General features: G+C 36.3%; 12 protein-coding genes. 7 read left to right on the plus strand and 5 right to left on the minus strand.

What is annotated here, in order from left to right:
• Window positions 1-70: 70 nt before the first annotated feature.
• Window positions 71-4,900: an autotransporter domain-containing protein gene (locus tag ACQH2P_RS09770; RefSeq protein WP_425363964.1), complete on the minus strand. Its 4,830-nt coding sequence runs from the start codon at window positions 4,898-4,900 to the stop codon at window positions 71-73.
• 130 nt (window positions 4,901-5,030) lie between these two features.
• Window positions 5,031-5,204, minus strand: a complete 174-nt coding sequence (locus tag ACQH2P_RS09775) for a hypothetical protein (RefSeq protein ID WP_425363965.1) — start codon at window positions 5,202-5,204, stop codon at window positions 5,031-5,033.
• Between the two features lie 216 nt (window positions 5,205-5,420).
• Here ACQH2P_RS09775 and ACQH2P_RS09780 point away from each other — a divergent pair, with 216 nt between their 5' ends.
• From ACQH2P_RS09780 to tnpB, 5 genes are all read left to right on the plus strand, one after another.
• On the plus strand, window positions 5,421-5,615 hold the full coding sequence (locus ACQH2P_RS09780) for a hypothetical protein (RefSeq protein ID WP_425363966.1): 195 nt from the start codon (window positions 5,421-5,423) through the stop codon (window positions 5,613-5,615).
• Window positions 5,616-5,756: 141 nt separating this feature from the next.
• Window positions 5,757-7,925: a Sca4 family protein gene (locus ACQH2P_RS09785; protein ID WP_425363967.1), complete on the plus strand. Its 2,169-nt coding sequence runs from the start codon at window positions 5,757-5,759 to the stop codon at window positions 7,923-7,925.
• A 1-nt stretch (window position 7,926) separates the two neighbouring features.
• The gene (locus ACQH2P_RS09790; RefSeq protein WP_425363968.1) at window positions 7,927-8,151 is read left to right on the plus strand and encodes a hypothetical protein; all 225 of its coding nucleotides are present in this window, start codon (window positions 7,927-7,929) and stop codon (window positions 8,149-8,151) included.
• Between the two features lie 298 nt (window positions 8,152-8,449).
• Window positions 8,450-8,875, plus strand: coding sequence for a hypothetical protein (locus tag ACQH2P_RS09795; RefSeq protein WP_425362592.1), 426 nt, complete (start codon window positions 8,450-8,452; stop codon window positions 8,873-8,875).
• Window positions 8,863-9,216, plus strand: a complete 354-nt coding sequence (gene tnpB / locus ACQH2P_RS09800; RefSeq protein ID WP_425362591.1) for an IS66 family insertion sequence element accessory protein TnpB — start codon at window positions 8,863-8,865, stop codon at window positions 9,214-9,216. Before ACQH2P_RS09795 ends, tnpB begins: the two co-directional genes overlap by 13 nt.
• Here tnpB and ACQH2P_RS09805 read toward each other — a convergent pair.
• Genes ACQH2P_RS09805 through ACQH2P_RS09815 form a run of 3 tightly spaced genes read right to left on the minus strand, consistent with a single transcriptional unit; the run spans window position 9,213 to window position 10,858 of the window.
• Window positions 9,213-10,322 carry an IS66 family transposase gene (locus ACQH2P_RS09805; RefSeq protein WP_425362622.1) on the minus strand — a complete coding sequence of 370 codons (1,110 nt, stop codon included), beginning with the start codon at window positions 10,320-10,322 and terminating at the stop codon, window positions 9,213-9,215. The genes tnpB and ACQH2P_RS09805 overlap by 4 nt on opposite strands.
• Before the next feature lie 38 nt (window positions 10,323-10,360).
• Window positions 10,361-10,594 (minus strand): hypothetical protein, encoded by a 234-nt coding sequence (locus ACQH2P_RS09810; protein WP_425362621.1) that lies wholly within the window; start codon window positions 10,592-10,594, stop codon window positions 10,361-10,363.
• 30 nt (window positions 10,595-10,624) lie between these two features.
• Window positions 10,625-10,858, minus strand: a complete 234-nt coding sequence (locus tag ACQH2P_RS09815; RefSeq protein WP_425363882.1) for a hypothetical protein — start codon at window positions 10,856-10,858, stop codon at window positions 10,625-10,627.
• Window positions 10,859-11,053: 195 nt separating this feature from the next.
• Here ACQH2P_RS09815 and ACQH2P_RS09820 point away from each other — a divergent pair.
• Window positions 11,054-11,937 (plus strand): IS630 family transposase gene (locus tag ACQH2P_RS09820; protein ID WP_425362619.1). Its coding sequence is split into 2 segments (ribosomal slippage): window positions 11,054-11,374 and window positions 11,377-11,937, totalling 882 coding nucleotides; the frame shifts between segments, so codons are not numbered across the junction.
• Window positions 11,938-11,974: 37 nt separating this feature from the next.
• A complete protein-coding gene (locus tag ACQH2P_RS09825; protein ID WP_425363929.1) occupies window positions 11,975-12,922 on the plus strand; it encodes a hypothetical protein in 948 nt (315 codons plus the stop codon).
• Window positions 12,923-12,925 lie beyond the last annotated feature (3 nt).

Raw genomic sequence — 12,925 nt, forward strand, 5'->3', positions numbered from 1 at the left:
ACAAAAAAGGCTTCCTTTTTGAGAAGGAAGCCCTTTTGTAGTAATAGATAAGTAAACTTAAATGATTAGTTTAGAAGTTTACACGAACTTTTAAAGTACCTTGGTGACCAACATAGCTATTAGCTAAATATGCATCATAACCAGCTCCATACTCCATAACACCAGCTTTAGCAGTAATGCCTAAACCAACATTAAAGGATGTTTTTGCAGCTTTGTCAGATTTAGTAATAAACGAATCAGTCATACCTTCTAGTTTAACATTAACTTTTCCTGAGTTATCACCTAACTTTTGAGAAACAAAAGCATGTGCTTCAGGAGTTATTGTAATACCATCAGTATCTATAGCAGTTGAAGCTCTAGCACCAACTACAGCCTCAATGTCATTGACAGCTTTCTTACCAACGATCTTATTTTGATGTGTTGTTCCGGTTTCCTTATAAGCTTCATCGTCGAATCTTGTATAACGAATTCCAGCCATCGGTGTTAATAATGCTGAGTCAGCTATTTTAGCATTGTAACCAAATAATACTTCTCCGCCGTAAGACATAGCACTGTAAGCAGCTTTAGCAAGCTCCTGACCACTTTCATGAGTCTTAGTAGGGACTATTCTAGGATCAGTACCTTTAATTTTACTTGAACCCAAGGAAGCCACAGCTTGTACAAAGAAATCTTTAGCAAATGATTGTGTTCCATAAATAGAACCCATCACAGTATTAATTGCAGTTTTTCCAGCATAATCGCCTTCATACTTCATATGACTATTAACGACACTAACAGCAGCACCAATAGTTAGCTCATCATTGACTAAAGTATCAAAACCAACAACTCCACCAACAGATTTTACTCCATATCCAGCATCATCACCGTTCTTCTTCTGAACAGCTTGACTATAGTATGGCATAGCCCATGCACCCATTCCAGTAGCATCATCAGAACCAGCAGAAACTAAGGCAACTTGATTAGCAGTCATAGTAGAAGCCATTCTAGTACGAACACTATCAGAAATTATAGCAAGTGCCCTGGTTACTGTATCATTGTTATTGGTCAATACTTTGCGGTATGCATCAGCACGTTTCTTCTGAGTTGCCTCTTTATTATTATGGTCATATATAAAGCTTATCTCATTCAGAAGCTCTTTAGCCTCAAGAAGTGGGTCAATATTTTCTGAATATTTAGCATCAAGCTGCTTCAAGTCTTCTGTAACACCAGCTTTCACATCAACATTACGTTCAAACACTAACTTAGCTCCTTCAGATTTAATGTCCCAGTTTATATATGCCCGGTCTTTTTGGACTCCTTCTACATCTATCAGATTGATTCTACCATCTTCTAGAAGTAAGTGATTAGCACCATCTATAAGTGTAAATTGCTTGTTACTATACTTGTCTAAGTCAGCTTTGTCAGAAATTTTAACGATAACTCCTACATTACCAGCAACAGTAACTTTATCCTTAAGCACTATATTACCAAATGAACCTTCTTCAGTTAAGATAGTCTTAATACTAGTTTCCTTTCCCCAAGTTCCGGTTTTTTCTAAGGTTAACTGATTAGACTCTAGATTAATATTTGCATTGATTTGTGAAATACCATGAAGTGCTACATCCTTAGCAGCAACTTTAATATTTTCACTACCAAATTCAATATTGTCTGCATACAGAGCAGAAGATTTCAAGGTTGCAGTATGTGCTTCAGTACCAGTAAATTTAATCAGCTCAAAGGCATTTTGAGCTGTACCAACAACCTTACCACTAATTTCAGCATTACCGTCAAACGTGATGCTATTCTTTGCTCCCATACTGACCATATCAGATTTCAGAATAACGTTATCTCTAAATTTAGCACCAGCAGCACCACCAGCACTAGTATGACCAAGCTGTACTTCACCATCTACTATTCCACCAGCTTCATAACGTACACTGTCCTGAACAATAACTTTCGCATAGGTATCACCTAAGTTGTGTACTTCTGTTTTTAAATTTGCCAGTTTTAATTTGAGACCCTCACTACCTAAACCATCGATAGTACTAACAGTCCCACCAGCACCAAGATCAAAGTTAACAGTACCTTTATCATTAGCTGTAGTGGTTATAGCAACAAAAGCATTTTTACTCTTAACATCTAAAACAGTATCGCCAGTAAGTGCTAGATTAACAGAATGACCGCTACTTCCAATATTCTGACCTGAAATGATTTCATCATTTACTCCACTTCCCAACTGAACTGTAGGTCTTCCCTTGTCAACACTACTTTCAACATCTATCCCACTAAGTTTCATATCCTTAGCTAAAGATAAGGTTGAATCTTTGGCAAAAGCAACTTTCTTGAATGGCAGACCATTACCGTCTAATGCAACATTACCACCTTGTATTTCTAGTTTCTCTACTGCATTAACAGCAACAGCACGACCGGCAACAGGAGCAGCAACAGGGGTATCAGCTGTTCTGAATGTTATTGCATCCTTATTGGTAAATCTCAATATCCCACTACCGTCAGTATCAGCAACAACACGATTAGCACTATAGTTATCATCTACAAGTAATATAGAATTATTTCCCAAGGATACATTACCTGTAAAGTAGGCTTTACCAGATGTAACTGCCTCAACATCATCATTTACTCTAAGTGTTTTTAGGCTCTTAGCACGCTCTCCTATATTTCCCTTCAAAGTAGCACTCTTAGCAAAAACCAGCTGACCTTGACCACTTGTCTTAGCTGTTATAGATTTACTAGTAATATCAATACCATCATCAAGAGTTAAAACTTTATCTGCTGAGAAGTAAATTTCCCCTAACTTCTCATCATCAGTCGTTTTGGTATCACGTAATGAGACATTCTGAGAAATTTCAATTTTAGCTTCCTTCGCCTTTTTCAACTCTCCCAAAGCATAGTTAACATCAGCAGTCTTTAAGGCAACTGTTGAAGTTTTTTCGTTAAAGTCCATTACAGCAACATTAACACGACCTGCTGCTCCTGCTGTAGGTTGTAAGTTAAGATTTTGTCCACTCAGTAATATTTTATCAAGAGACGTACTGCTAGCAACAGTAGGATCAGTTCCTATATTACCCTTAATTGTTAAAGTCTTACCTTCTTTCATCTTAGTTGCATCAATATTACCACCAAACAATTCACCTATTGCGGGTACATCAAGTGTTACGTCATCTATCGAATTAAAGGCTAATGTTCCTCCCCTATCTTGATCATTACCAAAGAAGATCGTCTTAGTAACTTGAAGCGTCTTACCACCTACTGTTAATGTTTTACCCTTTAAAAGATTAATCACATCAACATTTTTAATATCACCAGCAATTTCAGCGTTTTCGAAATTTAAGGTTCCAGCAGTATCAATATCACCAGTTAATTTATAATCGTTAACAAACTCAAATGTACTATCATTTCTCCCCTTTATGGTAGCGACAACATTAGAACCTTTTCTAACGAATTTCAAAGTACCACCACCTAGATGTTCAATCAAATGCAAATTAGTTACAGTACCATCAAATTCACTATCACCTGCTGCAAAAGTCAGTGTTCCTGCTGTGTCTTTGGCGTTGTGTTTTTTCTTAGCATTGTTATCACCGTAAAACTCTCCAGAAAGATTTTTGCCAGCTCCAACGATAATGTTACTATTGATGTTATTGAAATTTACTGTACCAAGATTACCACCCTTATCAATCTTTAATTCTGTTGCAGCCCTTGTTAGATTTGTAGTAGCTACATCAACTTCTTGAACAAAAGTGATTGAACCACCATCTGCACTAATGGCATTAGTATATACTCGGCTAGTAATTGTTCTCGCATTTCCACCTACTATTCCACCTGAAAATTTAAGCTCTTTTAATGCCTTATCCTTATCACCGATAGGAACAGTGATATCATACAAACGGTTACCACTTAACTCCAGAGTACTTTCATTATCTCCCGTAATTGCAATGCTATCAGTTACAATAAGATTGTTGACTTTCAAGCCGGACTTGTCACCACTTAATATGATGCTCTTAGCTTTGATAGAATTACCAGCAATAATCTCTACTTTACCATTCTTAATTTCAATGCTATGTAAGGCATTCGCATTCCCAACATCTGCAGTAACAACAGAATCTCCTTCAAAAATTAAAGTACCAACACCAGCATTAGCACCTTTTATTCCATCGCCACCTACTGTTATGTTTTTATTTACAATAGTTAATGTACCACCAGCAGAGTTAGCAGCACCATTTAGAATTAAACTATTACCAAGTGCTAAATGATTACTTATAATTACTGATTTATTATCATTAACTACCAAGTTGTTCACAGCATTAGCACCACCACTCCACTCTCCATTTAACTTCACGTCCGTAGCATTAATAATAACCGTACCGTTAATAGCTCCTGTACTTTTGAAGCTAACATTAGACTCAAAATTATTTTGAACAATTGTAGCAGTTGCATTTGCTTTATTATTAAAATCAATAGCTTTTAAGCCTGCAAAATCACCTACATTATCAGGATTAGCAACATCACCGAATACCATGTGAGAATCAGCATGGTCTGCCTTGATTGTAAGTGTTTGACCCCCAAAAACATTCAGAACAGTAAGAGTATTAGCAGCATTCGCGTCACCCACTTTAACTGTGGCGTCAACTACTGCATGGGTATCGAATGAAACAGACACGGTAGCATCCGCAATCATAGTAGGTCGACCAGCCACAAAGTGAAGTTTATCCCCGTCTGCGACTGCAGCAGCAGCACCACCACCTTGCAGCCTCCAATGTCCAAGATCAGTAAACTGAGCATTATCCTGATTCATTACATTATCAAAACCAAACGCTGCATTACTTCCACCAACTATCACCGAGGCAACAGAAGCAGTAGTCAGCAAATTTTTCAAAAAATTGCTTTTTTTACTTTTTTTATTCATAATTTTTCCTAATTTAAGTTAATTTTATTTTCTAAATCAGTTTCTTGGAGTGATTAGCTCTAAAAACCTTAATGTCCTTCCCGCGTTCTAAATTATGCCCTTCCTACACGAACTTTTGGTCATTTTTCCCTCATCTTATGTCCTTCCCGCGTAGGCTGAAATCTAAGGTTTTTTTAGATACCTGCCTACGCGGGAAGGACATCATTTTTGTGGGAATGACACATTTTCCGCATAGATAACAGTCTTTTACAGGAGTGACATTACCTATTCTATATAAAACCTTTTTAGAATATCTAGCACGCAAAATACTATATATGCAAAACTAATTAATTACAAGCTACTTAGACTATTTTTTTTTATAAATCCCTATCAATTGTGTTATATTTGAAACAATTGTGTTATATTTGAAACAGTGCTAATTTAGATGTTTATTTAAACCAAAGGGATGTCATCCTCGCACTCTCTTGTCATTCCCGCGTAGGCGGGAATCTAAGACCCCTGCCTACGCAGGGGTGACAGGGTGTTGGGCGGGAATCTAGACCCCTGCCTACGCAGGGGTGACAGGGTGTTAGGCGGGAATCTAGACCCCTGCTTACGCAGGGGTGACAGGGTGTTAGGCGGGAATCTAGACCCCTGCCTACGCAGGGGTGACAGGGTGTTAGGGGGTGACACTAAGTTAGGTGGGAATCTAAGCCCCCTGCCTACGCAGGGGTGACAGGGTGTTAGGGGTGACATCATAGTCTTAGTGTCATTAGTACTTACAATGATGTGTCTTAAAAATAAAACAAATTAGTTGCTTTAGGGAAAAATATTAACTAGCATCAAATACTAGTTATAATTTAAGAATGAGGTGGGGATGAGTAAAGAGAAAAATTTTAAAGACTATGTAGAGGAGCCTAGAAAATATTTTGAGTATTATGAAGATTTTAAAGATAAGATAGCGAAAATGGGGAAAGCATTAAAGGATGCTGAAACAGTAGATCCAGATGAAATAGCTCAATCTTTGCTTGAAATCGTAAAGGGAACCTTAAAAGACAGTGCAGTCAGTTTTAACGATAAAAAAAACATATTAGAGGGATTTGTTGAAATAATTAGCGAGAATACAAAAAAACAAAATGATTTGCCGGAATCTGACAAAATAGAAGGGCAATCGGAAGTGTTTGATAAATTTGCTGAAAAATTAGAAGAATCCATACAGAATGATGAGACACCTACTAAAATTTTTCAAAAATATGTGGAGCCGTTGCAGGAAATCGTTACTGCTATCAAACCCCAAGAGCTTACTCAGGACATCTTTTGCTTATCAGAAAAGGAAAAAACTCCTCCAGAATTAAGTAAATCTTTTCTTGATGTTGATGAATCTGCTTTTTCTGCTGCTGATCAAGCTATTGATCCTATAACTCAAGCAATTAGAGAAGAGATACTAACCAAGCAGAGAAAGATAATAGCTGAAGCTTTGGTAACTAATAATATAGTAAAACCAGAAGAACTTGATGATCTAAATAAGTTTCGTGCGTACTTTGAAAATGAACAAAATAAAGAAACAATCAGTGAACTTCTAAAAGGAGATAACAAGTTAAAAAATAAATTAGAACAAGCAGAAATTTCCGGCTACAAAAGCGTTCATACGCATTTTGCTGGTAGATTTAGTGCTATGGAATGGCAGGATGGAGCTACACAAAATGCTAGCGGTATTAAGCAACAGATAGTACGAGATGCAGACGGTCAGGAAATTGCAACATTATCAGAAGCAACCCATAAAATAAATCCTCCTCATACAGTGCAAAAAAGTGATGGTACTAGCGTCACAATTAACAATTATAGGACGATAGATTTTCCTATAAAACTTGAGAATAATGGTCCGATGCATTTATCGTTAGCTGTCAAGGATCAGAATGGTAGAAATATTGCGGCAAGTAATGCTGTATATTTTACTGCTCACTATGATGATGATGGTAAGATTGTCGAGGTCAGCTCGCCACATCCAGTTAAGTTTACTGGAGATAGTCCTGATGCAGTTGGTTATATAGAGCATGGTGGAAAAATCTATACCTTGCCAGTAACGCAAGAAAAATATAAAGCAATGATGCAAGAAGTTGCAAAAAACCTAGGGCAGGGGGTGGATATTTCACCATCTATTGAATCTATCGAGGCACCTGATCTCACTGTAACCTCCAGAGGAGCTAACCCTGAAGTTGGCTATATAAAGCCTGGTGAACAAGTATCAGTGACGCAAGAAAATAAAGTAATGATGCAAGAAAATCTAGAACACAGTGTGGAGATTCCGCCATCTATCGATGTACCATCATCTATGAACCTTGAAACCTCTATACCAAATATTGGAGAAACACAACCACATAAAGTGCAAGAGACTACTCTTTCTTCTACTGATATGATAAACAGTGAGAAAATGGAATCAAATCTTGATAATATTCCTGTACATTCTCCTATATATGAAGAAGTTAAAGTTACTATAGAGGAAAAAACAACAGAACAGTCATATGAGCCTAAGGTATCTCAAGCTGTATTAATAAATAGGGCTGAAGATATCAAAGCAAGTTTGTTAAGAACACAACATATAAGTCCTCCAATTCGAAAAACTGATACAGAAATTGCTGAGATGGTAAGAGATACGTCTAAAAGTTTAGAAGGTAAAGGGTTTAAAGAACAAGAGAAACATGTCAGAACAACATTAGAAAGATTATCAACCCCTCAAGAAAAAATAAAGCTTTTGGAGGGGGTGCTAAAGACTACAGCGGATCAAAGATGGGAAAAGCTTGAGAAACTTGATGAAAATCAACGAGAAGACCTATATGCAGACCCGATTAGATTATTGACAGAAAATAAGGGGAGCGGTAAAGAGGGCGGAATAGTACAGCCACAACAGAAAGCAGAGTATGCTAATATTAAAGATGATGTAAAGTTACAAAAGCTCCTAAGAGATGAAATTAATAAAATTAATGAAGGACTCAAGAAACCAATTATTGCCCATAAAACTCGAGGTGCAGGAGGTCATAGTTTTTAGGTTGGTGTATTATTTTCGTAATCATATTATGTCATTCCCGCGAAGGATGTCATTTCCCGCATTCTCTTGTCATTCCCGCGTAGGCGGGAATCTAGCCCCCTGCCTACGCAGGGGTGACAGGGTGTTAGGGGGTGACATCACAGTCTTAGTGTCCATTTCTGTATGCAGTTTTGCTGCAAGTATACTTCTCTTGTCATTCCCGCACTCTCTTGTCATTCCCGCGTAGGCGGGAATCTAGACCCCTGCCTACGCAGGGGTGACACTAAGTTGGGCGGGGATGACAGGGTGTTAAGGGTGACATCACAGTCTTAGTGTCATTTCTGCATTTTCGTTGTCATTCCCGCACTCTCTTGTCATTCCCGCGTAGGCGGGAATCTAGTACTACAGTCGTAGTTTACAAATAATATAAAATGTATTAGTATGTATGGTATAGTTGAAGGAGGGTATACTTGCAGCAAAACTGCATAACTCTATCTAATTTTTTTGTTAGTATAAAATTTATTTTATACATTTGGGTTCCTACTATGCAAATACCATCAATTACTGTTGAGCAAGTAGCTCAGCAATTTAAAGCCTGGCGTCAAACTAAAACTAACAAGTTTGATCCCATACCAAACCATCTAAAGGAATTAGTTCGCCAGCTACTCCATCACTATTCTTGCAAAGATATAGCCAAACATCTCAATATTAATAAAACAATAATTAGTTCAATTCAACAAGCCCATCAACCTTCCCTCAAAACTTCTCCTACCTCAACTTCAAATAAAGTTCTACAACACGATATTAATTTTCTCCCATTTCAACTAGTAAATTCTATAGATACTGATCCTGTGGCTACTCCCAAACAAAATTACTACACTTGCCACATTATTAAGCCAAATGGTACCAAGCTTATTATTCAAACACTAGAGCTAAAAACCATAATTCAAACATTTCTATGCTGCAACTAACCCCTCAGTCAGTTATTTTTGTTGCCACTATTGCCATCGACTTTCGTAAGGGTATCGATGGTTTAATAGCTGTTTGCAGACAAAAACTTTCTTCCAACCCTCTTAATGGTTCCTTGTTTTTATTCTATAATAAAAACAGAACTGCCATTAAAATTTTGTCCTTTGACGGTCAAGGCTTTTGGTTATGCTCTAAACGCCTATCCAAAGGTAAATTTACGGCAAAACTTTCCCCATCTGATAATTCATCTTATCAGATTTGTTATAGAACCTTACACATTCTTATTCATAATGGCGATCCTAGTTCTGCCAAACTCTCCAATGATTGGCTTCCTGTCATTTAAGCTGCCGTCTCGATTAATTCCGTATTATTTATATATCTTGCATAGGCAAAAGGCGTATAATCCTCAGGATGCTTCTTTGCTTTGCTACTCTGCTCTTGCAGCCAATTTAAATATTTAAAGGCATTGATTTCATTCTCACTACAAGTCTTTACTATACTATACAGACCACTATGTATCTCAGCACTATTGATTGTTTTAAAGAATAATGAATTCTTCCTTTGTAAAATAATGGTACGTAGTGACCTCTCAGCCCAATTATTATCAAGACTGCTAACTGGAATTTTCAAAAATTGCGTCAAACCTTCTTTATTATTTAACCAATATTTCATAGCTTGCCCAAACCTACTATTAGGCTCAACTTTCTTGTCGTTAAATAATTCATCTATTTTGTTATATATATTTTCTATATATTTACTGCTATGTTCCTGATGGTACTTCAGCTTCTCCTCAAGGCTCATCTCTTTACATTGATGTTCATTATGGTAAATCCCAGCAGTCTGTTTGAGAAAATATCCGCATTCTTCAGGGTAATATGGTTCATTCTCTGTAAATTTTCTCTGCCCATGTGACAAACAATTGATCATCACTATTATTGCCAGTAATTCTTTATCTGCTTCTGATAATACCGGGTTATTATTGTTACTTGCATCAGTCATTAAATGAATAGAATCAGTTCTATTCTTACGATTCTTTAGTATGTTACCAATATTCTCCCCGCCATGCTTATTACCGGTAAAATATAAAACTATCACCTCATTATTGGCAGTCTTAGCACATATAGTAGTGGTATAACAGCTGCGTCCTTTCTTATTTTGAGCTCGTAATTTTTTATTGGCTACAGTAATTTCTAAAATTCTAGCTCTAGTATCATCAAGGTTCAGTGAACTACATTCGGCAGCCATTTCTAATAATACCCTGTAAATTTCAGCTCCACCATCTTCTTGCCAAACATCTAAATATTGTTGCCACAGAGTGCTATATGATACAGGAACCCCGCTTAAACTTTGCAACCTAGATAAACGATAGAAGGGAGTACCGTAGGTCTTTTGTAACACTATTGCACTTTTGCTACTATTTGTCCATTTGTTGATATTCTTATTGTTCATAACTGTATAATCGCAAGCATTACAGCGTAACGTTTTCTTTACATATCTGTTGACTGTAATTGGAGCATTACCTGTAAATTGTAGCAATTTTCTAGCTTCACTATTATAGAGTTTACCATTATCACAGTGAGGACAGCTATCACCACTACAAAAATTCTCAGGAGATAAATAGCTGGTATTCGCATCCTGATAATCATCAAATCCATATTTACCTTGCCAATTACTGCGATCTCTCTTCTTGGACTCATCGTACTCTTCTTCATTACCACCATTCTTATTATCAGATTCACTCGGTGGTTCTTTTAATGAATCTGAACTATCTTTTTTTTGTTATCTGCCTTAAAACCAATCATCATCTCCTTAAGCTTATTTATACTGATGTTTGATGATGCTAGCTTGTCTATTAGTTCGTTACAAAATTTCACAAGTTCTATCACCGCTTGCTGATCATCTCCTGTTAATGAATTTGCCTTAATATGCTGGATTAGTTCTTCTCGTTCCTCAGCACTTAAGGTCGCTACTTTTGGCTTTTTCATTTTGATTCATTCATTACGTTTAATAATTGAAATGTTATAGTATAACTGATAGTTTTTCAACTAGTTTTTTTATTAATCGGTGATACTTGCATAGTAGGAACCCAAATTTATAAAATAAATTCATACTATAGCACTTAACATATGGATTCAAATAAGTTATAATGATAAATAATAAAAAAATTATATAATAGAAATATGGCATCCCCCTACAGTTACGATTTACGTTCTAGAGTTATAGAACATTATGAGAAATATAAGAAAGTAGCACTTACATGCGAAACCTTTAAAATTAGTCGGTCAATAATCTATGATTGGATTAGATTAAAGAAACAAACTGGAGATATAAAGTCAAAGGAGGGATACCAGAAAGGATATGGTCATAAAATCCCTGATTTATCGGAGTTGCGTCATTTAGTAGAAAAGGGTAACTCGTTAACGCTTACAGAAATAGCAAAAGAATTAGATAATGTTGCAAGTATAATGACTATCAGCCGAGCTTTAAAGAAACTCAACATTACTCGAAAAAAAAGACATATGCGTATAAAGAAAGAGATGAAGGAAAGCGACAAGATTTTCTCAGTGAATTAGAAAAAGTGCCGATAGAGAGACGTGTTTATCTTGATGAAGCGGGCATAAATGATAATGAATCATATGAATATGGATGGTCAATGAAAGGAAGTCGTTGTAATGGGAGTAAATCGGGAAAACGTAGTGAAAGAACAAGTTTTATTGGTGCGTTAAATCAGAATAGTTTAATCGCATCACTAGTCTTTACTGGGAGCTGTGATAGTAAGGTATTTGAAGCTTATATAGAAAATTGCCTTGTGCCGGAGCTAAAGCCTGGACAGGTTGTCATTGCTGATAATGCAAGCTTTCATAAATCCAAAAGGGCTAAAGAATTAATTGAAAAAGCTGGCTGCAAACTAAAATTTTTACCACCTTATTCCCCTGATTTAAATCCTATTGAACATCATTGGTTTCCGATAAAAAATAACATTAGAAAATTATTAGATAAAGGTATTTCTGTATTTGAGGCAAGTTGTAGAACGTTTAAAATAATGTATGAACCTATATGTTAAGTGCTATACCAAAAAAATTTAATAGAGTTATGCAGTTTTGCTGCAAGTATACGAAGTAACAAACAGAATTGCCCCGATAATGGCAAGAGTTCACAGCTCCTCATTATCGTCCTCTAGAGCATCGGTATATAGTGAGGAAGATGGTATTGAACCGCTAGCGGGTAAAATATTTGAGCAAATGCAAGAACTCAAAGAAGGGCTAGCTTATTTGCAACGGAACATTATTGAGTATTGCCAGTTAATTATGCCGAGCTTTCATCCGGCTTTATTGAAAGATATTCTTGAGGATGAGAAGAGCCTAAAATTAGAAAAATATTTATTGTTATCAAAAAGATATTTTCCAGTTTTTAAAAAACTATTTCCTGATATTGGTGGTTATGAATTAAGTAGCATAGCTCGTAACTGTCTACCATCATTCCAGCAAATAAATATTGCCACTATATTGCCAATCTTCCAGAAAATTGCCGTATCTATTATTGGTGATGAGGAATTACATGATTTGAGGATTATCGATAATGAGCTGATAAGGCTAAAACATCCTGTAAGACATTTGTCGGTAGGTTTTCCTTATTCTTCGATATTACAGACTTTTCCCCTGATATTTCCGGATGAGGTAGAACATGCTCCGAAAAAAGATGCGGAACTTGGATTGAAGGTCTTTAATAGTAAAGGTGGTTATATTGAAGAAAGGCTAGATAATGGGCAAATAGATAGGCAACATATTAATAGTAGATATGTAGATAGTGATGCGTTGATTAGATTGGTTAATGATAAGAAATATTTAACAACATCAACAGCTACTAAAGAAGTATGTGATTTATTTGCCACTCCTTACCAATCGGGTTGGGTAAATTTTATTATGCACGGGGAAATAAAAACTGATATTGATGTTACTTTTAAGGTTGATAAACCTTACCCAGTTAGTATACTGAAAATATATGCTAAGGCAAAGATTTTACCAAATTACAAGGGTAGCGTAAGTTAATTT

Source organism: Candidatus Tisiphia endosymbiont of Hybos culiciformis (assembly GCF_964030975.1).
GTDB lineage: Bacteria > Pseudomonadota > Alphaproteobacteria > Rickettsiales > Rickettsiaceae > Tisiphia.

Coding starts and splice junctions, on each gene's coding strand:
- ACQH2P_RS09785 (WP_425363967.1), top strand. CDS start 5,757: ATGAGTAAAGAGAAAAATTTTAAAGACTATGTAGAGGAGCCTAGAAAA.
- ACQH2P_RS09815 (WP_425363882.1), bottom strand. CDS start 10,858: ATGAAAAAGCCAAAAGTAGCGACCTTAAGTGCTGAGGAACGAGAAGAA.
- ACQH2P_RS09770 (WP_425363964.1), bottom strand. CDS start 4,900: ATGAATAAAAAAAGTAAAAAAAGCAATTTTTTGAAAAATTTGCTGACT.
- ACQH2P_RS09805 (WP_425362622.1), bottom strand. CDS start 10,322: ATGAACAATAAGAATATCAACAAATGGACAAATAGTAGCAAAAGTGCA.
- ACQH2P_RS09810 (WP_425362621.1), bottom strand. CDS start 10,594: ATGGTGGTAATGAAGAAGAGTACGATGAGTCCAAGAAGAGAGATCGCA.
- tnpB (WP_425362591.1), top strand. CDS start 8,863: ATGCTGCAACTAACCCCTCAGTCAGTTATTTTTGTTGCCACTATTGCC.
- ACQH2P_RS09795 (WP_425362592.1), top strand. CDS start 8,450: ATGCAAATACCATCAATTACTGTTGAGCAAGTAGCTCAGCAATTTAAA.